Source organism: Campylobacter concisus (genome assembly GCF_002913945.1).
GTDB lineage: Bacteria > Campylobacterota > Campylobacteria > Campylobacterales > Campylobacteraceae > Campylobacter_A > Campylobacter_A concisus_P.
This window is the reverse complement of sequence record NZ_POZK01000019.1, coordinates 106,559-125,909: the sequence shown is the minus strand read 5'-3', so window position 1 is coordinate 125,909 and position 19,351 is coordinate 106,559. Positions and strand designations below refer to the sequence as shown.

Annotated in this window: 18 protein-coding genes, 1 tRNA gene and 1 pseudogene; 12 read left to right on the top strand and 8 right to left on the bottom strand. The window is 41.1% G+C overall.

Translation table 11 applies throughout. The annotated features are described in order from the left end of the window. Positions 1–6 precede the first annotated feature (6 nt). From CYP64_RS04840 to CYP64_RS04805, 8 genes are all read left to right on the top strand, one after another. Positions 7–351, top strand: a complete 345-nt coding sequence (locus tag CYP64_RS04840) for a hypothetical protein (RefSeq protein ID WP_021090750.1) — start codon at positions 7–9, stop codon at positions 349–351. After that, positions 323–1,027, top strand: a complete 705-nt coding sequence (locus CYP64_RS04835; protein WP_021090868.1) for an RNA polymerase sigma factor FliA — start codon at positions 323–325, stop codon at positions 1,025–1,027. The genes CYP64_RS04840 and CYP64_RS04835 overlap by 29 nt, the downstream gene beginning before the upstream one ends. After that, positions 1,027–2,130, top strand: a complete 1,104-nt coding sequence (gene fliM / locus CYP64_RS04830) for a flagellar motor switch protein FliM (RefSeq protein ID WP_021090912.1) — start codon at positions 1,027–1,029, stop codon at positions 2,128–2,130. Before CYP64_RS04835 ends, fliM begins: the two co-directional genes overlap by 1 nt. Next, complete coding sequence (fliY, locus tag CYP64_RS04825; RefSeq protein ID WP_072594737.1) at positions 2,120–2,968, top strand: flagellar motor switch protein FliY; 849 nt, start codon at positions 2,120–2,122, stop codon at positions 2,966–2,968. The genes fliM and fliY overlap by 11 nt, the downstream gene beginning before the upstream one ends. Further along, the gene (locus CYP64_RS04820) at positions 2,968–3,561 is read left to right on the top strand and encodes a TIGR00730 family Rossman fold protein (protein ID WP_103648879.1); all 594 of its coding nucleotides are present in this window, start codon (positions 2,968–2,970) and stop codon (positions 3,559–3,561) included. The genes fliY and CYP64_RS04820 overlap by 1 nt, the downstream gene beginning before the upstream one ends. Before the next feature lie 47 nt (positions 3,562–3,608). Continuing rightward, positions 3,609–4,631 carry a tRNA 2-thiouridine(34) synthase MnmA gene (gene mnmA / locus CYP64_RS04815; RefSeq protein WP_087576724.1) on the top strand — a complete coding sequence of 341 codons (1,023 nt, stop codon included), beginning with the start codon at positions 3,609–3,611 and terminating at the stop codon, positions 4,629–4,631. 112 nt (positions 4,632–4,743) lie between these two features. Then, a tRNA-Asn gene (locus CYP64_RS04810) sits at positions 4,744–4,818 on the top strand. 638 nt (positions 4,819–5,456) lie between these two features. After that, positions 5,457–5,972: a hypothetical protein gene (locus CYP64_RS04805; protein ID WP_258032943.1), complete on the top strand. Its 516-nt coding sequence runs from the start codon at positions 5,457–5,459 to the stop codon at positions 5,970–5,972. Positions 5,973–6,145: 173 nt separating this feature from the next. Here CYP64_RS04805 and CYP64_RS10295 read toward each other — a convergent pair. Then, positions 6,146–6,699 (bottom strand): annotated as a pseudogene (locus tag CYP64_RS10295) (IS1595 family transposase); the annotation flags it as partial. A gap of 358 nt (positions 6,700–7,057) precedes the next feature. On the opposite strand from CYP64_RS10295, the gene CYP64_RS04795 reads away from it, so the two are divergent. From CYP64_RS04795 to CYP64_RS04775, 3 genes are all read left to right on the top strand, one after another. Next, positions 7,058–7,324, top strand: coding sequence for a hypothetical protein (locus CYP64_RS04795; protein ID WP_103648878.1), 267 nt, complete (start codon positions 7,058–7,060; stop codon positions 7,322–7,324). 75 nt (positions 7,325–7,399) lie between these two features. Further along, positions 7,400–7,717: a hypothetical protein gene (locus CYP64_RS04790; RefSeq protein WP_103648877.1), complete on the top strand. Its 318-nt coding sequence runs from the start codon at positions 7,400–7,402 to the stop codon at positions 7,715–7,717. A gap of 524 nt (positions 7,718–8,241) precedes the next feature. Then, complete coding sequence (locus CYP64_RS04775; protein WP_258032942.1) at positions 8,242–10,485, top strand: molybdopterin oxidoreductase family protein; 2,244 nt, start codon at positions 8,242–8,244, stop codon at positions 10,483–10,485. A 197-nt stretch (positions 10,486–10,682) separates the two neighbouring features. On the opposite strand, the gene fdh3B is transcribed toward CYP64_RS04775, so the two are convergent. The 6 genes from fdh3B to tupB all read right to left on the bottom strand — a co-directional run bounded on the left by fdh3B (position 10,683) and on the right by tupB (position 17,113). After that, positions 10,683–11,324, bottom strand: coding sequence for a formate dehydrogenase FDH3 subunit beta (gene fdh3B / locus CYP64_RS04770; RefSeq protein ID WP_084040953.1), 642 nt, complete (start codon positions 11,322–11,324; stop codon positions 10,683–10,685). Between the two features lies 1 nt (position 11,325). Beyond that, the gene (locus CYP64_RS04765) at positions 11,326–14,136 is read right to left on the bottom strand and encodes a molybdopterin-dependent oxidoreductase (RefSeq protein ID WP_258032951.1); all 2,811 of its coding nucleotides are present in this window, start codon (positions 14,134–14,136) and stop codon (positions 11,326–11,328) included. A 47-nt stretch (positions 14,137–14,183) separates the two neighbouring features. Further along, positions 14,184–14,360, bottom strand: a complete 177-nt coding sequence (locus CYP64_RS04755; protein WP_084040950.1) for a twin-arginine translocation signal domain-containing protein — start codon at positions 14,358–14,360, stop codon at positions 14,184–14,186. Next, on the bottom strand, positions 14,347–15,072 hold the full coding sequence (locus tag CYP64_RS04750; protein ID WP_103648873.1) for a TorD/DmsD family molecular chaperone: 726 nt from the start codon (positions 15,070–15,072) through the stop codon (positions 14,347–14,349). Before CYP64_RS04750 ends, CYP64_RS04755 begins: the two co-directional genes overlap by 14 nt. A 301-nt stretch (positions 15,073–15,373) precedes the next feature. After that, positions 15,374–16,327, bottom strand: a complete 954-nt coding sequence (tupC, locus tag CYP64_RS04745; protein WP_103648872.1) for a tungstate ABC transporter ATP-binding protein TupC — start codon at positions 16,325–16,327, stop codon at positions 15,374–15,376. A gap of 93 nt (positions 16,328–16,420) precedes the next feature. After that, positions 16,421–17,113 carry a tungstate ABC transporter permease TupB gene (gene tupB, locus CYP64_RS04740; protein ID WP_087584699.1) on the bottom strand — a complete coding sequence of 231 codons (693 nt, stop codon included), beginning with the start codon at positions 17,111–17,113 and terminating at the stop codon, positions 16,421–16,423. 75 nt (positions 17,114–17,188) lie between these two features. On the opposite strand from tupB, the gene tupA reads away from it, so the two are divergent. Next, positions 17,189–18,007, top strand: coding sequence for a tungstate ABC transporter substrate-binding protein TupA (gene tupA / locus CYP64_RS04735; protein WP_103648871.1), 819 nt, complete (start codon positions 17,189–17,191; stop codon positions 18,005–18,007). 83 nt (positions 18,008–18,090) lie between these two features. Here the strand turns inward: tupA and CYP64_RS04730 are convergent, their stop codons facing one another. Further along, positions 18,091–19,302, bottom strand: coding sequence for a hypothetical protein (locus CYP64_RS04730; protein ID WP_103648870.1), 1,212 nt, complete (start codon positions 19,300–19,302; stop codon positions 18,091–18,093). Between the last annotated feature and the right edge of the window lie 49 nt (positions 19,303–19,351).

Genomic DNA, 19,351 nt, shown 5'->3' with positions numbered 1-19,351 from the left:
TGAGCTTTGCGTGCAGAAAATTTTATAGCATTTTTTACGGTTTGTGGTTTTTTTGTAGGTATAGTTTTTACCTTGCTAAAGGTGAGTGAGCCTATCGAAATGCTTGTTTATACACTAGTTATTACTTTGTTTTTTTATCTTATAATTCACATTGTTATCATGAACTACATCGATGTGAAAAGGGCTTTAACTAAAATTTTTGACAAACAAAAACACGAAGAGATCGCAGACTATCTCATCTCTGAGCTAAATACTAGAGAAAAGCGTATGGAAAATATAATGGTAAAAATGACTGCTGAAAATTTTGATTCTGGTAAACGAAATGCACGAGTTAAAGCAAAAGCAGCTTAACGCTTATAAAAATACGATAAAAAAAGAACAAGACGAGATAGTCTTAAAATATATGCCAGCACTGCGTGCAATGGCGTTTAGACTTAAAGAGAGGTTGCCATCAAGCATAGATACAAATGACCTAATAAGCATTGGTGTTGAAGAGATGATAAAACTTAGCAGGAAGTATGACAAGGAGCAAAATGACTCTTTTTGGGGTTATGGCAAAAAGAGAATTTATGGCTCCATGCTTGATTATCTAAGGACGCTTGATGTTGTTAGCAGAAGCGATAGAAAGCTAGTAAAGAGCATAAATAGTGAGATAGATAACTATTTTAATGAATTTGAAGAAGAGCCAAGCGATGAGTATTTGGCCGAAAAGCTTAATGAAGATATTGAGAAGATAAGAGAGGCAAGAGGTGTTAGCGGTATCATTACTATCTTACCAATAGACGAGCAAATGGAGCTAATTGGTCAAAATGATGTCGAGAAAAGCATTGAGAGAGAGGATCTCATTTTAAAAATAGAAGAAGCTTTAAAAGATTTTGACGAAAGAGATCAGATGTTGGTTCAGCTTTATTATTATGAAGAGCTAAATTTAAAAGAGATAAGCCAGATTATGAATATCAGCGAGAGTAGAATTTCACAAATTCATAAACGTTTGCTTGATCGTATCAGGCGTAGCTTGGGGGTTTAATGGCTGATATTTTAAGTCAAGAAGAGATAGATGCGCTACTTGAAGTTGTTGATGAAGACGGCGATACGAGTAGTATCGAGGTTGAAGAGAGATCACAAGGCGAACAAAAGCAGATTATTATTTATGATTTTAAGCGTCCAAACCGCGTTAGTAAAGAGCAGCTTCGTGCGATAAAAGGCATCCATGATAAGCTTGCTAGAAATTTAGCTAGTCAAATTTCTAGTGTGATGAGAAGTATTGTCGAGATCAGACTTCACAGTGTTGATCAAATGACTTATGGCGAATTTTTAATGAGTTTGCCAAGTCCAACTAGTTTCAACGTCTTTTCTATAAAGCCACTTGATGGAAACTGTGTTTTGGAGATAAATCCAAGCATTGCTTTTCCTATGATAGATCGTTTGCTTGGCGGAACTGGTGAAAATTTTGAGGCAAATAGAGAACTAACCGACATTGAAGTAAATTTGCTTGATGCGGTGCTTAGAATGATCATGCAGCGTCTTAAAGAGAGTTGGTCGATGATAACTGATATGTACCCAAATGTGGAAGCAAAAGAGAGCAGTCCAAATGTCGTACAGATCGTCTCTCAAAACGAGATCGTCATCATGGTCGTTATGGAGATCATAGTTGGTGGCTCAAGCGGTATGATAAATTTATGCTATCCGGTTATCTACCTAGAACCGATACTCTCACGCCTTGCAAACAGGGACATTATGCTTGGTGAAACAAGTGCAAAAAAGAGCAGAAACAAAGAGCTAAAAACACTTATCGGACGAGCAGAAATTTTATATGAAGCTATACTTGGCAAATCGATCATTAGCGTAAATGAGTTTTTAAATTTAAAAGAAGGCGATATTTTAAGACTTGATAGAGGAGCTGATGATAAGGCGATCGTTTGTATAGATAAAAAAGAAGTTTTCTTGGCTGAAGTTGGACTTCATAGATTTAGAAAATCTATAAGAATTGAGCAGCTAATACGCTCCGATAAAGATGAGATCAAAAATATCTTAGAAAAATACGAAGAAGAGCGAAAAGCGAAGCTAATGGCGTATGAAGCTAATGAGCGCAAAATGGAAGAAGAAGAGGACGACGAAGATGATGAATGATTTTTTTAATATATTTTCTAATGAATTAAAAGCTACTATCGAAGGACTTACGGGCAGAGCTCCAGAGGTTGGTGAAAGAAATGAATTTGATGCACCAACGCAAAATGGCATAAAGCCGCCAGTAGTGATGGCTAATATCTCTTTAAGTGGCGACATCAATGCTAAAACAGAGATAGTATGCACTCCGGTTTTAATAAGTGCCATTAGCGAATGGATGATGGGCGAAGAGGAAATTTCAAAGAATGAAAATTTAGGCAGTGATGAGCTTGACGCCGCAAAAGAGATATTTTCAAACCTTTTTAGTGCTTTTAGTACATCCTTGGGTGCTCAAAAGGGCATGCCAAAGATAAATTTTGAAGTAATAAATGTAAATTTTTTAGATGAAAATTCTTCACTTGATTTTAGTGTTTATGAAAAGTTATTTTTATTTAATGTCAAAATCGAAGATCTAAGTGAGCATATCGGTTTTGCTTGCGATCATTCTTTGATGAAATTTTTTGAGCCAACAAAGACCGAAGCACCAGCTGCACCAGCGAGCACTCCTCACGTAGCTAAGGGCGATTTTAGCGCTGAAGAGATGAGAAATATCGGTCTTATAATGGATGTTAGGCTGCCTATTCGTGTTCGTATCGGCTCAAAAAGAATGCTTTTAAAAGATGTGCTTACCATGGATATTGGCTCAGTTATCGAGTTAAATCAATTAGCAAATGATCCGCTTGAAATTTTGATCGGCGATAAGGTAATAGCTCTTGGCGAAGTTGTCATAATCGATGGAAACTTTGGCATCCAGATCACTCAGATAGGCTCAAAACGCGAGAGGCTTCAACAGTTAAAATAATGAATAATGAATTAGTTAGTGATCTTTTAAATTTTCCAAACGTCTTAAAATATAAAAATAAAAATGTTACCTTCTTTGGCTCGGCTAGATTTGATGAAGAAAATTTCTATTGCAAAAAGGCTTATGAACTAGCTTACAAACTAAACGAGCTGGGATATGCCATCTTAACTGGTGGCGGAGACGGCATAATGAGAGCTGCAAACAAGGGTGCGTTTGATAGTGCAAAATCGCCAAGTATAGCCTTAAATGTGAGGCTTCCGTTTGAACAAAATACAAACCCTTATGTCACAGCAAAATATCTCTTTTCAAATTTAAGCCCAAGAAAATTTGCACTTACCGATCGCTCAGTCGCATTTGTCGTCTTTCCGGGCGGCTTTGGTACTCTTGATGAACTTTTTGAAATTTTAGTACTTGCTCAAGTTGGTAGCAAAAAAGTAAAAATTTTTCTTTTTGGGAGTGAGTTTTGGCAAGGGCTTGATGAGTTTATAAAAAATACGCTAGTTAGCCAAAAAACAATAAAAAAGGAAGATATAAATTTATACAAAATTACCGATGATTTAGAGCTTATTGCAAACGAAATTTTGGCTATTTAAAAATAAGATATAAAATATCCCCTTTTAAATTTCAAAGAGGTAAAAATATGAAAATAATGGTCGCAATGAGTGGTGGTGTAGATAGCACTATGACGGCTAAATTTCTGCAAGAAGCTGGTCATGAAGTGCAAGGTTGCTATATGATGCTACATCAAAAGCCAGGATATCACGAAGAAAATATCAGAAAAGTGAAAAAAGTAGGCGAGTATCTTGGTATAAAGGTGCATATTTTGGATCTGCAGGATAAATTTAACGAGTTTGTCTATGATCCTTTTGTGAAGCTCTATAAAGAGGGCAAGACGCCAAATCCTTGTGCTTTGTGCAATAAATTTATAAAGCTTGGTGCGTTGCTTGATTTTGCAAAGGCAAATGGCTGTGAGAAGCTTGCTACTGGGCATTATGTGCAAGTTATTGATGGATTTATCACATGTGCAAAAGATCCTAGCAAGGATCAAAGCTACTTTTTAGCCCAAGTGCCAAAAGAGATATTAAAAGATGTTATTTTCCCGCTTGGGGATAAATTTAAAAAAGATATAAAAGAGCTTGCAAGAAGTGTAAAAGTGCTTGAAGAATTTGCTACGCAGGCAGAAAGTAGTGAAATTTGCTTTGTGGAAGATACTTATATCGAGGTTTTAAATAAGCATTACAATACAAATTTACCAGGAAATGTGGTTGATAAAGATGGCAAAATAATCGGCCGTCACCAAGGTTATATGCACTATACTATCGGTAAGCGCCGTGGTTTTGAGGTTTTTGGTGCTCATGAGCCACATTTCGTCATAAAGATAAATGCCGATAAAAACGAGATCGTTGTAGGAACAAAAGATGACTTGGCTCAAAAGGTAGTCGAGCTTGAAAACGTAAATTTGTTTATAGATAAAGATAAATTTGAGTGCGAAACCAAGATAAGATATAGAAGCCCTAAACTTGATGCTTTTGTTGAGGTTGATAAAGAGAATAAAACGGCGAAACTAACGCTAAATCAAAATGCGCTTGGTGTGGCGCAAGGTCAGCTTTGTGTTATGTATGATGGCGATAAGGTTATTGCAAGTGGATTTATAAAAGGCTAGTTTTAGCCTTTTATAAAAATTTATTGGGCTCTGTACGATTTTTTATAAATTAAGCTAAAATTTATTGACAAAACATGTCTTTTCGTCTATAATACGAACTCTTTTCAAGTGTTCCGGATTAGCTCAGCGGTAGAGTAGGTGACTGTTAATCACTTGGTCGCTGGTTCGAACCCAGCATCCGGAGCCATATATACCCAAAAATCCCTTTCAAATCCCGATTTTACCGATATTTCAAGAACTTTAAGTTTTCTTAGTTTTATAAAATTTGTTCCCTATTTGTTCCCGAAATTTTTTAATATTCCAATTTCTCGCCATGTTTTCTAAGTCAACCTAAGATGCTTTATTTTTGTTTTTAAAAACAAGAAAACAATTTTTTTACTCTCGACTACTCTAAAATACTCTAAGGAACCATAGGGTATTAAAAATTTTTCAAAAACTATCCAAAAACTACTCAAAATAGCAAAAGTAAATGAAAAGTTGCCGTAATTAGTTATGTAAGAACTAAGCAAAAGGAGAAAAATAAAATACTTAATGATTTATTTACTAACACGGAATACAAAGCGCTTCTTGAGCACATATCTAGCCAATATAAAGGAAAGGTAGTTTTAGACAGAAAGCAAACCGCAGCGATTCTTGGTATTGGTATATCCACTCTTGATCTTCGTATATCGCAGGGCAGGGATATTCCTCGCTATATCAAAATGGGAGATGTAAAGAATTCTCGCATAGCGTTTGCGATTACGGACATTGTGGCTTATATTTTTCAAAAAAGGGTTAAAACATGCTCTTAATTTCTATAGTAGATAATAAAGAAAAGGACTAAAAATGAGTAACGCCCTTCAAATAGGCGGACACAGCCTAGTTCTTTGCGTAAGAAGCGAATTCTTGACGCTCAAAAAGGCTATTATAAGGTATGAGCACAATGTTAGAGAGGCTAAGCATGCCTCTAAGATCGGATATCTTAGAGGCAACAGCCGAAATAATAGATACATAGTGCTTAGCGAGTATAACAACAACGGCCACATGCGAGAGATCGCAGCCGGAGATAAAGAATTTAATGATAAGAAATACATAAAAGCGCTTTTGAGAGAATATCACGAAAAAATGAAAGCCGACTACGAAGCCCAAACTAAAATTGATAAAAACGGCAAGGCGGTAAAGAATCGTTGGCGTGAAAATATGGTCGGATTTTCAGAGATAGTTATTAGCTTTGGTACTCAAAGGCCAAAAGAACCAAAAGAAGGTTTAAGCCAAACCGAGACAAATATTTTATCAACGCCCAAGTTTCGCTTGACAGAGTCCTTAAATTTGCGAGATCATACTGTGCAAAATACGGCGTAAAGTGTTTATTGATTAGCGAGCACAACGACGAAAAGACTAAACATTATCAGCTTATTTTTACGAATTACCAATTTGAAAACCATAAAAATCTTAGGTTTAACGGCAAGGGCGAAACGCTAAAATTCGGTAGAAGCATGCAAGAAATTAGATAATCTATGTTTGGCATATCCTCAAAAGTTTTCTATACCGTTGATATGATTTTTACTATTTGCTAATTCATTTTTAGAGTGCTTCACTCTATAATGCGCTTTGGCTCCGTAATCAACCAAGCCATCATAAGCCTTCCAACAATCAGAGTAAATAACGCTCTCGTCCAGATCGCTAAACTCCGATAATATCGATATCAGTTCATTAGCAGAACAGTTTTTAACTATTTGGGTATAGACCTTACCGTTACGCTTTAACATTTCGAACACCGGTGTTTTATTTGCCGCGCTTCTGCCTCTTTTCTCAAAGAGAGCGCAAGCGCAAGACCTCTTACTCTCTTAGCTCCAAAGTAGCTTTCGTTAATCTCTATCTCGCCTGAAAACTTAGATATCTTCTCACGCTCTTTAGACATAAGATTTCTTATTTCTCTAAAGATTTTACATAGGGTTGCTTCTGAAATTTTAGTTAAATTCGATATCTTTGATGCTTCTATATCTTCCGCGAAGTACTTTAGAATTCCTCTAAATTTCTTCTCTGAAATTCGGGAACGGATTATATATTTGTTTTTCATCGAACTCATCGTAACTTAATGCTCCTTTGCGTGAGCTTAAGTTAAAGAGGGCCAAAAATTATAAAGAAAAAATGCTGAAAGAACACACTCTTTTAACAGTATTTTCTTTGCCTTCGGATGTCTTTCATCCCGGCTCTTCTTCAGTAGCGTGTTGTATGGTTTTTGAATTGGGTGTTAGGTATTCTTACACCCATAAAATATTTTTTGGATATTATAAAGATGATGCTTTTTAAAAAAAATTAGGTAGAGTAGAGAAGGCTGAGGGCTCGTGGGCTGAAACGGAGAAAGAATGGCTTAATCTTTATCGTAAAAAAATTAAAAAGACGGAATCCCTGTTTTAAAAACAATAAATGCAAATGACGAATGGTTGGCTGAAGCATATATGAAAACAAACTATTCTAGTATATCAATAAAGAATTTTGAAAAAACCGTAAGAGAATATGCGTCTTTTGTCGTAAAATTAGGAAAAGCAAATCTGAGCAATACTGCACCTAAGATGCAAAAAATAAATAAAAATTTAAATATTTCTAATTGGAAGTATTTTGAATTGGGAACTTTATTTAAAATTGAATCAACAAAAGGAAATAATACTAATAATTTAATAGAGGGGGGGGGCGAGACGTTGCGTATATAGCCGCAAAAAAGAATCAAACGGATACGAATTTATGTGGTCGCTTAATGACAATAAAGAATGCATTTCAAGGGGCAATTGTATTTTTTTATACAACTTAAGCAAGGAAGCGCAGGCTACTCGCTGTATCAAGGATATGATTTTATCGGAATGAGTGAAAAGACTTCCTGTAGATACAGTGAACGCCTAAATAAATATAATGGATTGTTTTTAACCACTATATTAGACTTAGAAAGAAATAAATTTTCATACGGTAGAAGTTGGATAGGCGATAGGCTCCTAAAAACAAACATTTTGTTGCCAGCCATAAAAATAATAGACGAAACCGATTTTGAGCCAGATTGGGATTTTATGGAAAATTACATAAAAACACTAAAATTTGCGAATATTATTTAGATTTAATAAAAAAATGAATTTGTGCGGATACTACATAATGTCGAAAAATATCGGAGCCGAAAGAAGAAGCAAAAGTTAAAGACGAAACGATAGAAAATTTACAGGATAAGTTAGCTGTATTAGAAAACTTTAAAACGAAAGTTATTAGTTTTATCTCAAAAACAAGCAATTTAATACCGAATTTTAATAAGCTGTTGAATGATGAGCCTACGGAGATAAAAAATGAGATAAAAGGCAAGTATAGTAGGGATAGGATGGAGATATAATCAAGTTATCGGCAGCGAGAAATCTTTAATAGATTGTTATAGAGTGGTACCGGTGGGACAAATTTTACCAAAATGACTAATATGTTATTTTATTTTCAAAATACGATTTTAAAGGCAAATTTAGCCAAAAAAGTAATATTCTAAATTTGCATATTACTTAAATAATCCTTAAAAAAATATACTAATCTTAAAACTAAATTTATATTTGCCGTTGTATAATAATCTCATAAATTTCAGTAATACCGGAAAGGAGCAAAAATGGAAGAGATCGTAAAGACCACCTGTCCATATTGCGGTACGGGCTGCGGCATCGATCTTATCGTGCGAAACGGTAGAATCGTAGACGCCAAACCTAGCAAAGACCACCACGTAAACGACGGCGAGCTTTGCTTGAAAGGAATGTTCGGATGGGAGTTCGTAAACTCTCCTAAACGCTTAAGCCGTCCGATGATGAGAAAGCTAAACGGCGTCTACGACAAGCACGGCGAGCTTGAAGAAGTGAGTTTTGAGGAGGTTTATGATTTCCTAGCGGATAAATTTAAATCCACAGTCGCAAAATACGGCCCAAACTCGATCATGGGCTTTAGTTCGGCGCGCTCAAATAACGAAGACAACTACGTTTTCCAGAAATTTTTCCGCGCTCAGGGCAGCAACAACGTCGATCACTGCGCCCGTCTTTGACACGCTCCTACAGTGGCAGGTCTTGCCAGCACGCTAGGAAACGGAACGATGACGAACGATTTGGTCGAATTTGCGACCGACACGGACGTATTTTTACTCATCGGTACCAACACGAGCGAGTGCCATCCGATCATCGCTATGCAGATGCAGCGCGGACTTCAGCGCGGCGCGAAGATGATCGTCGTAGATCCAAAGCGCACTGATATGGCCAAAAAAGCCGATATCTATCTGCAAATCCCGATCGGAGCGAATATCAAAACGCTAAATACGATGATGCACGTCATAATCGCCGAAAATTTGCAAGATAGCGAATTTATCGAGAAATACTCCGAGGGATTTGAATATCTAAAAGAAGCGGTTAAGGACTTTACCCCTGAGCGTTTCGAGCGCGAAACCGGTATAAAAAAAGAGCTCATCATAGAGGCGGCTAGAATGTATGCTAAAGCAGGCGCGGCGGCGATTTGCTACACGATGGGTATAACGCAGTTTAGCGACGGCACGTCAAACGTATTTTCGCTATCAAATTTAGCCGTTTTAACCGGAAATTTAGGCAAAAAGGGTGCGGGCGTAAATCCTCTGCGCGGTCAAAACAACGTCCAAGGCGCATGCGACATGGGCGCGCTGCCTAACGTCATCCCGGCCGGCGCGGTAAATAGCCCTTATGCACAGGAGCAAGCGCGCAAAGTATGGCACTTTGAGCTAAATCCGGTTCCGGGCTTTAAGCTAACGCAAGCGCCGGATAAAATGGATAGCGGCGAGCTAAAAGTCCTCTACGTCTACGGCGAAAACCCCGTAATGAGCGACCCTTGGACCGAGCACTTCGTCCACGCCGTCCATCATCTAGACTGCTTTATAGTGCAGGATTTGTTTTTCACAGAAAGCGCGCACAAGGCCGACGTGGTGCTACCTGCAGCTGGCTGGGGAGAAAAGGACGGAACGTTTATCAACACCTCTCGACGCGTCCAGCGAACGCGCAAGGCTAGCGAACCGGTTAGCGGCGTGGAACCCGACTGGAAAGTCGTTTGCAACATCGCAAATCGCATGGGACTAGAGGGATTTGACTTTGCGAGCCCTGAGCAAATTTGGAACGAGCTAAGGGAGCTCATGCCTAAATTTTTCGGCGGTATTAGCTACTATAGACTAGGTAAGCTAGGCGGCATCAGCTGGCCGTGCCCCGACGAGGAGCATCCTGGTACGCCCGTACTTTACGCAGATCACAAGTCTATGCTGCCTGGCGGTAAATTCCGATTTGCGCCGGTGCTTTACGTAGAGGATAAAAATGAACGTGCAAAAGCTGAAGCCGAATTTAGAGCCAAGATGAATATCCCGGACGGCTATCCGGTCGGTAGCGGCGCGCTTAGCGAAGTACCAGACGAGGTATATCCGTGCCTATTTACGACCGGACGCAAGGTCTTTCACTACCATACCGGCACGATGACTAGAGAGTGTCCGGCTCTTGAATACGGCGCGGGCGTAGAAGGCGCACTAATCGAGGTGAGCCCGGATATCGCTCGCGAGAGAGAGCTAGAGGAAGGCTGCTACGCGCTCGTACAAAACAAACGCGGCCAGATCGCCGCCAAACTGCGCGTAAATCCGGATCTAAAAGAAGGCACGATATTTACGACCTTCCACTATAGCGAGGCCGATGGTAACGAGCTAGCCAACGCCGGCGATCCCGATCCGCTCTCGGGCATCACGCCGCTAAAGATGACGATAGCAAATATCAGGCGTCTAAGCGAGGAGGAATTTATCAAATTTAGAGAGCAAAACGAGATGTCGATGCACTCGGCAAATCCGTATTTATCGCCTGTTAGAGCGTAAATTTAGGGCGGGAGACCGCCCTTTTCTACTTAAATTTATCTATTTTATTTTAAATTTACCCGCATTCAAATTTGACGAACTACCCATGTAAAATTTAATGAAATCAAAGAAGCGTGAGTCAAATTTGACACAGCCAAACCGCGTCAAATTTGATGAGATTACTCGCCCTCGCAATCTCGGCGAGAGCGAGCTAAATTTTAAGATTTTATTTTAAGCCTATCGCCAGCATAGTAGGCGAGCTTCCAGGTCAGAGTTTGTTTTAGGTCTTTAAAGCCGTAGCCGCGAGCCTTGACTCTATCGCCGTAGATTTTTTCTATCATTGCAGATTCGCCTACTAGCAGCGCCTTTGTCGAGCACATCGCCGCACAAACCGGCACTTTGCCTTCGGAAATTCTATCCTGGCCGTACTCTTCGCGCTCGGCTTCGCTATTCGTCGGTAGCGGACCGCCTGCGCACATCGTGCACTTATCCATCGAACCTTTGGCGCCAAAAACTCCCTCGCGCGGGAACTGAGGCGCACCGAACGGACACGCGTATAGACAGTATCCGCAGCCGATGCAGATATCTTTGTCGTGTAGTACGATACCATCGCTCCTGATATAAAAGCAATCAACCGGGCAAACCAGCGAGCACGGCGCGTCCTCGCAGTGCATGCAGGCTATCGAGGTTGAAATTTCCTTACCTGGTACGCCTTCGTTTAGCGTGATGACGCGGCGGCGGCGGATGCCAAGAGGCAGCTCGTGAGCCTCGTCGCAAGCTACCGCACAGCCGTTACAGTCGATACATCTATCGTCGTCGCAGTAAAATTTAAGTCTATTGTTATCGTTAAATTCGCTCATTTTACGCCTTTTCTATGCGGCATAGACCGCTTTTGGTTTCGGGGATTTGAGTGACTATATCGTAGCCGTAGTTAGCGACGGTATTTGCGCTCTCGCCTACCGCATAAGGCTTGGTGCCTTCTGGGAAATTACCCGTCATATCGACGCCTTGCATGTATCCAGCCCAGTGAAACGGCAAGAATATAGTATCTGGTTTAACCGACGGTACGACTCTAGCTCGTACCTTGATTTTCGTGCCTTCAGGCGAATGAATCCATACGAAATCCCAGTTTTTAATGCCGTGTTTAGCCGCAAGCTCAGGGTGGATATCCGCAAACATCTCAGGCGTTATACGCGATAGATACATACTAGCGCGCGTTTCCATGCCAGCACCGCTAAAGTTTACAAGGCGTCCCGTAGTCAAATTTATCGGGAACTCTTTCGAGAAGTCCTTACTTAGCTGCAAGCTCTTGTATTTCGTAAATACGCGGTAGTGATTCGGCTTATCCTCAAAGCTCGGATACTTCTGCGCAAGGTCTTGGCGAGGAGTATGTAGCGGCTCTCTGTGCTGCGGTATCTGATCGACGAAGGTCCAAACTACCGCTCTAGCTCTTGCGTTGCCGTACGGTGCAATACCCTTTTCCATACATTTTTCTGCGATTATACCGCTACCGTCCGTGGCCCAAGTAGCGCCCATTTTTTCGCGCTCTTCATCCGTTAGCTTGATGCCTAGTATCTTTTCTATGTTATCTTTTTTGATCTCCGGATATCCGCCGCTTTGCGCTCCGCCTACAGGCGCGCTACCGTCGCCAGCTAGCTGATTTACGCCGTTATGCTCTAGGCCGAAGCGGTTTCTAAAGCCCATACCGCCTTGCATTACCGGTCTACTTATATCGTATAAATTTGGACTGCCAGGGTGTTTTTCCGTCCAGCAAGGCCACGGCAAGCCGTAGTATTCGCCCGCTACCTCGGTGCCCTCTTTGCCCATTAGCGTTTTTTCGTCAAATTTATCCCAGTTAGCCTGATGGCGTTTTAGACGCTCCGGAGTCCAGCCGGTTAGACCGATGCTTTTTACGATACTAGCGATCTCGCGAGTGGCTGCTTCAGGCCACTCGATCTTGCCCTCGGAGTCTCTGATCGTGCGAGTTAGCTCGTCATAGTAGCCTAGCCTTTTGGCAAGCTCAAATAAAATTTCGTGATCTGGCATACTCTCAAACAGAGGCTCTACGACCTGGCTTCTCCACTGACCGCTACGGTTTGTCGCTACGACCGTGCCGCTGGTTTCAAACTGCGTCGCTGCAGGCAGTAGATAGACGCCGTCTTTTTTGTCTGTTATAACGCCGGCGTCGTTTACAAAAGGATCAAGCAACACCAAAAGCTCAAGGCCGTCAAGGCCCTCTTGTACTTTTGCTTGTTGTGCGGTAGAGGTGATGCCGTTGCCTATGACGATTAGGGCTTTTAGGCTATCGCCTGCGTTTTCAACCGGGTCATTGCCGTTTTTGCCGTCAAGTACGCCTGCCCACCAGCGAGCTAGGGTAAATCCCGGCTTAAACATCCATTCAGGTTTTATAAAGTTACCTTGCAACCACTCGTAGTCTACTTTCCACATTTTAGCGAAGTATTTCCACGTGGCTTCGTTTTTAGCGTAGTATCCAGGCAGGCTATCTGGCGCGTTTGCCATATCGCTGGCGCCTTGGACGTTGTCGTGACCGCGCAGGATGTTGCAGCCGCCGCCTGATACGCCCATATTTCCCAGTACTAGTTGCAGGATCGGAGCGATACGAGTGTTTGAGCTGCCTATGGTATGCTGAGTTAGACCCATCGCCCAAACGACCGATCCAGGGCGGTTTTTAGCGTAAACTTCCGTTATCTCTTTTAGCGTCGCAGCCGGTACTCCGGTTACGTCTTCGACCACTTCTGGCGTCCACTTTGCAGCCTCTTTGCGGATCTCGTCGATGCCGTACGTGCGGTCATCTATAAATTTCTTATCTTCCCAACCGTTTTCAAAGATGAGATTCATCATGCCATACATGAAAGGTATGTCCGTACCCGGGCGAATTTGAGCAAAATAATCAGCCTTTGCAGCAGTTCTCGTGTATCTTGGATCGACAACGATCAGCTTTGCGCCGTTATTTTCCTTCGCTTTTAGAAAATGCCTAAATCCCACCGGGTGGTTTACAGCCGGATTTGCGCCGATTATAAAGATAGACTTCGCGTTTTGGATATCTCCAAGGTGATTAGTCATAGCTCCATAACCCCACGTATTCGCCACACCGGCGACTGTTGCGCTATGTCAAATTCTAGCTTGGTGATCTAGGTTGTTCGTCCCAAACATCGCGGAAAATTTGCTGATGTAGTAGCTTTGTTCGTTGCAATCTTTTGCAGAGCCTAGAAACATCACTTGTTCAGGGTTTTTCTCGCGATACGCTTTTAATTTGGCGCCGATCTCGTCAAGCGCGTCTTTGTAGCTGATGCGTTTCCATTTGCCGCCTACTTTTTTCATCGGGTATTTCACGCGGCAGTGAGAGCGCACCATATCGATGACGTCGCTGCCCTTACAGCAGTGGCCGCCCGCGCTTACCGGGTGATCTTGGGCTACTTCTTGGCGTACCCAAACGCCGTTTTCTACCTCGGCGCGCACTCCGCATCCAACGGAGCAAACCGTACAAACGGTTTTTACGATTTTAGAGTTTGGAAACGGATTTGCCATTTCTTCTTTTGTGGCGCTTCTAGTTACGCCGCTAGCAGCCAGCCCGCTCATGCCGCCCGCTACGCCTGCTAGCGCGGCCATTTTTAAAAACGATCTTCGCCCGACTGCGTTTGAGTGGGGCATAAGACGTAAATTTGCCTCAGACATATTTATCCTTTCTTAAATTTTATTTATTTCGCTTGTTCGTAGTATAGATCCCAGTTTTTGCTTCTTTTATAAAGCACTTCGGTCTTTTTGCTTTTACCGTATTTTAGGTTTGACGCCGCTGCCGTCGCTACTCCGGCCGTAGCCGCTGCCGCGCCGACTAGCCCCGCCTTTTTTAAAAATTCTCGCCTATTTTTTTGCATTTTCTTCCTCCATAGCTTTTATCTTTCTCACTCGGTTTTTTTGTCTTCTTATGGCCTCAGATCTTGAAACTCCGTCCAAAGTTTTTTTGTTTTCGCCTTGATTTATAGGACGCGGCGCGCTTAAAACTACGCGCTCAAACTCTATAAATCCTTGCAAAAGCACTGCGACGTCTTTGTAAATTTTGCTGCTTTCGTGGTTAAAAAGATCATTTATAAACTCGTCGATGTTTGGGTTTATGATCTCTTTAAAAAGCTGCTCCTCAAGCTCGCCGTATAGCTCCAGCTCGCTCTCTCGCGCGATAAATTCGCTCATTAGCGCAAACACGAAACCCACGTTGTCTTCGTTTTCTTTAAATTTAGCCTCGTCGCGCCTAATGTCTGTGCGGGCTAAAATTTTACGCACTTTTGCGCAGGCGTGTCCGACCTCGTAGCCCTCGTCGTAGTAGGACAGCGAGTTTCTAAGCGGACTTGGCAGAGCGTGGAAAATTTCATCGAATTCATCCGCTAAATTTTGCGAATTTTTCTCGTCGAATTTTGCCTGTATGCGCATTATCGCGGCGGCCGATTCTTCGTTTAGAGCGTGCGCCGAGGCAAGGCCTAGCATCGCATTTACGCCGCTAAATCTATCAGCGCCTTGGCTAAAAACGAAAAAACGCGAAAATAGCGAGTAGTAAAGCCCACGTCCCGCCGCAAATTCGCCCTTGCTAGTCATCGCCTTCCTTTATCATTTTTGTCTATTTTTTGAGATTTTTCTCGATTGTGAAACTATACTACTTTTTGGCTTATTTCTTATACTTAAAAAAAAATAAATCAAAAAAATTAATATATGCTTAAATATGCCTTAGTTGCATATTGCTTACGGCGAATTTTAGGAGATAAAATAAATATGAAATTTCAGCATATATATTGCATTTACGCTTCATTTTGATATTTACTTTTAACTAGGCTCTTTTAACGGGCGTTAAACGAGTCTAAATTTAAAATTTGAAGCGAAATTTGCAAAATTTCAGGGCTCACTCAAGCCCCAAAAACGCTTCATCGTCAAATTTAAAATAAATCCTCTCGCCGACGTTAAAATTTTGCGAATTCGCCGCCAGCGTTTTAATCAAAAAGTCGCCGACTTTGATTTTCACCAAAAGCTCTTTGCCAAGATAGAGCGAAACCGAGTGCAAGATGCCGCCCAAATACCCATCTATCGGCGTTTTGCTTAGCGTTATTTTGCTTGGATTTACGGCGATCTTTACGGCGTTACGTAAATTTTGCGGCAAATTTACGCTCGCGTTTTCGTCAAATTTTAAAACTCCGCCATGCGCGTCGAAAATATTTTTGTATTCAAATTCGCACACGCGACCCTTGTGCAAAAAGACGTTTTCTTCGGCGACCGCGCTTAGCCATTTATCATCGTGGCTAGCGATCACAAAGCCGCAGCCGTATCTTTGCCGCATATAAAGCACCGCCTTGCCAAACAGCTTTGAGGTGCCCGCGTCCACGCTATTTGTCGGCTCGTCGAGTAGATAAAGCCGCGATCTAAGCGCCAAATTTAACGCAAAACTAACGCGCTGCGTCTGCCCCGAGCTTAGCTCAAAGTGGCGCTTGCTTAAAAAGCTCTCGTCAAGCCCGACCAAATTTAACGCCTCGCTCGCTCGCTCGTCAAATTCCCCCAACACTCCGCGGCTTTTTAAAACGGCTCTAAAATTTTCCCTCACGGAGCGTTTTAAAAGCGCGGGCTCTGGCAACAAAACGCTAACGTCGCGCAGTAAATTTAGACTCGGCGCGCTACTTCCCCACAGCCGCACCTCGCCGCTAGTGGGCTTTTGTAAAAACGACATTACTCGCATTAGTGTGCTTTTGCCGCTACCGTTGCTGCCAGTTAGCGCGGTGATTTTGGTGACGTCGATATCAAGGCGCGGGATGTTTAAAATCTCGCTCGCGCCGTAGTTTAGGCGTAAATTTCTAACGTTTATCACTTTGCGCCTTTCTCGTTAAATTTACGAAAAGACTCAAGTTTGACGCGCCTAGCGCGCTTTTTGCGAGCGTAAATTTTTCAAATTTGTCAAATTTCATCGGTCAAGCCTTTTTAGCGCGTGTATCGCCAAATTTACGGCAAACGCGATAAAGATGAGCACCAAAGCCAGCGCGATACCCATGGCAAACTCGCCCTTGTTCGTCTCCAGCGACACCGCAGTCGTGATCGTGCGGGTAAAATACTTGATGTTGCCACCTATCATCATCGCAATGCCCACTTCAGCCACGATTCTGCCGTAGGCTGTGGCGATAACTACCATGAGAGCGTAGCGCAACTCATAAAGCACGCAAAAAACTAGCTTTGCTGGCGCAAGGCGTAAATTTAGGATAGTTAGATAGTGCTTTGTCTCCATATTTTCAACCACGCTTGCAGTAAGCGAGATGATGATAGGAAGGGCTAGCACAAACTGGCCTAGCATGACCGCTTTTAGTGTAAAGAGTAAATTTAAGCTGCCAAGCGGGCCATTTCTCGTGATAAACGCATATAAAATAAGGCCGATCGCAACCGTTGGCATGGCAAGAGCTGTGTCACTTAGAAGGCGTAAAATTTTGCGGCCCTTAAAGTCATAAAATCCAAGCGAAAAACCAAGTGGAAAGCCTATAAGAACGGCAAAAAGTATCGACACGCTTGATGTGTAAAGGGTAGCCTTGATGGCTGAATATGTTTCAAGATTGCCGTTTAAAAGTAGATTAAAGGCTTCTGCAAAGCCGTGAAGTAAAAAATCCAATTATTCTTTCCTAGCATATTTCTTAAGATTATTTTAAATGTGCTATAATATCACAATTTTTTTTAAAGGAGAAAAATGAAAAAGATTATTTTAGGCTCACTAGCAGCCGCAGTTTTGGCGTTTGGCGCTGATAATGAACTAATCATGGCGACTACAACAAGTACAGATAACACTGGCTTGCTTGACGCGATCTATCCGGTTTATAAGGCAAAAACAGGCGTTGATATAAAATGGACAGCTGTTGGCACAGGCGCTGCACTAAAGCTTGGCGAAGACTGCAACGCTGACATACTTTTCGTTCACTCACCAAAAGTTGAGAAAGAATTTGTAGAAAAAGGTTTTGGCTTAAAAAGAAATGCCGTAATGTATAATGACTTTGTCGTTATCGCTGACAAGTCTATCGCTGATAAATTTAAAGGTAAAGATATAAAAGAGAGCTTTGAACTTATCAAAAAAGATGGTATCAAATTCTTCTCACGTGGCGATAAATCAGGCACAGACAATAAAGAAAAAGGCATCTGGAAAAAGATCGCTGGTGAAGTCCCTGAAAAAGATAGCTGGTATATGCAAACAGGTCAAGGCATGCTAGCTACGATAAATGCTGCTGCTGAGCAAAAAGGCGTTACATTTACTGACCGCGGTACTTACATTAAATATGAAGCAAACCAAAAAGGTCATCCTGAGATGGTCATCATCAACGAGGGCGACAACGATCTTAAAAACTTCTACTCTCTAATCGCAGTAAATCCAAAACACTGCCCTAAAACTGACATCGAAAATGCAGAGAAATTTATAAAATGGGCTACAAGCGAAGAGGGTCAGAAATTTATCGGCGACTTTAAGCTGCTAGATAAGCCGCTTTTCACGCCTGACGCGAATACTCGCAAGAACTAATTTTATTTACGCACGCTTGGGGTAAATTTGACTCTACTCGCGCAAACTCGGGCGCGCTTTGCGCCCTTTTTATAAATCAAAATTTATTTTGCCTCTTCTTCAAATTTAAACTCTCCGACGTTATTTTTAAACGTCTCAAAACATTTATTACTAACAACTTCGTCTTTAGTGTATGCTTGATATAATTTTAGTAATTCTAAAGTCGTTATTATTAATATACCTTCACTTTTTGCATAGCTTATTTGATTGGCATGTATCGGCTCCCTTTTGCCAGGCTCTATGTCACGTTGAGGGTTAACTATTAGCAAGCCTTTTACATTGCCAGGAGACTTGGTATCGTCTTCGGCTATTAAATCAGTTACATGTTTCTTGCACTGTGCTATATTGCTATTTTTGACGTTTGTTTTTATTCCCTTTATCTCTACCATAAAGTTAACATCTTCAAATTCGAATCTAAAATCTTCTTTTTTCACATCTGTAAAATGACTGTCTGTTAGTTTGAAAATATCTACTAAAATTTCCTTCACTACACCAACTAGCTCATCTCCTGTTGAATATAGGATTGATTTGAATTTATTATTTTCATCAATTTGCCTATCTATATCTTCAATTTGCCGATATATATCCAATAATTTGTTGCGTTTGTTTTTCAGCATTACATCATCGAAATACTCAAAACCATTAAACCAATCAGGAACATCGGATTTTTGGAATCTAGAAACAATAAATGATATTAAAATTTCTAAATCATTAGTTGCGTTTTTGATAAGAAGAGTAGTCGAATATAGCCTCTCATTATGTTTGACTATTGTGCTCTTACCTCCATTTGACCATTTGATAGTTTTGCCATCCACATTGTCAAATATAAAATCGGAATAAAAATTTTGCTCGTCTATGGTTGTTGTGCTTATTTCATATCTTAACTTTATATTAGACAAAACCAGTGTAGATAATTCCTGGTTAACTTGCTTGAGAATATCTTTAATTGCAACGGTTTGATTTGTATAACATTCAGAATAATGCACTGATACCTTTATATTTGCAGGCATTATTATGATAAATATACCTCTTTTTGAGTTTCTCATAATTTCTTTTAATGTTTTAAGGTGATATACGGCCTCAGTGCACTTTTGGTGTTCTGAGTTAAAACTCCATAAGTTAGGACTATTTAAATCTATAACATTTATATCAAATTCATCAAAACTCTTAGGACGTTCAAAAGTGCTAATAGTACAAGATATGTGCGGATCATTTATTTTAAATATTGTGGAGTAAGATATTATTTGAATTTTCATTTATTATATTTCCTTAAACTTATTTACTTCCGTTTAACCACTATTGTAA

Bases quoted from the DNA above. Each gene is read 5' to 3' on its own strand.
- CYP64_RS04835 (WP_021090868.1), top strand. From the start codon at position 323: ATGCACGAGTTAAAGCAAAAGCAGCTTAACGCTTATAAAAATACGATA.
- fliM (WP_021090912.1), top strand. From the start codon at position 1,027: ATGGCTGATATTTTAAGTCAAGAAGAGATAGATGCGCTACTTGAAGTT.
- fliY (WP_072594737.1), top strand. From the start codon at position 2,120: ATGATGAATGATTTTTTTAATATATTTTCTAATGAATTAAAAGCTACT.
- CYP64_RS04820 (WP_103648879.1), top strand. From the start codon at position 2,968: ATGAATAATGAATTAGTTAGTGATCTTTTAAATTTTCCAAACGTCTTA.
- mnmA (WP_087576724.1), top strand. From the start codon at position 3,609: ATGAAAATAATGGTCGCAATGAGTGGTGGTGTAGATAGCACTATGACG.
- CYP64_RS04805 (WP_258032943.1), top strand. From the start codon at position 5,457: ATGAGTAACGCCCTTCAAATAGGCGGACACAGCCTAGTTCTTTGCGTA.
- fdh3B (WP_084040953.1), bottom strand. From the start codon at position 11,324: ATGAGCGAATTTAACGATAACAATAGACTTAAATTTTACTGCGACGAC.
- CYP64_RS04755 (WP_084040950.1), bottom strand. From the start codon at position 14,360: ATGCAAAAAAATAGGCGAGAATTTTTAAAAAAGGCGGGGCTAGTCGGC.
- CYP64_RS04750 (WP_103648873.1), bottom strand. From the start codon at position 15,072: ATGACTAGCAAGGGCGAATTTGCGGCGGGACGTGGGCTTTACTACTCG.
- tupA (WP_103648871.1), top strand. From the start codon at position 17,189: ATGAAAAAGATTATTTTAGGCTCACTAGCAGCCGCAGTTTTGGCGTTT.
- CYP64_RS04730 (WP_103648870.1), bottom strand. From the start codon at position 19,302: ATGAAAATTCAAATAATATCTTACTCCACAATATTTAAAATAAATGAT.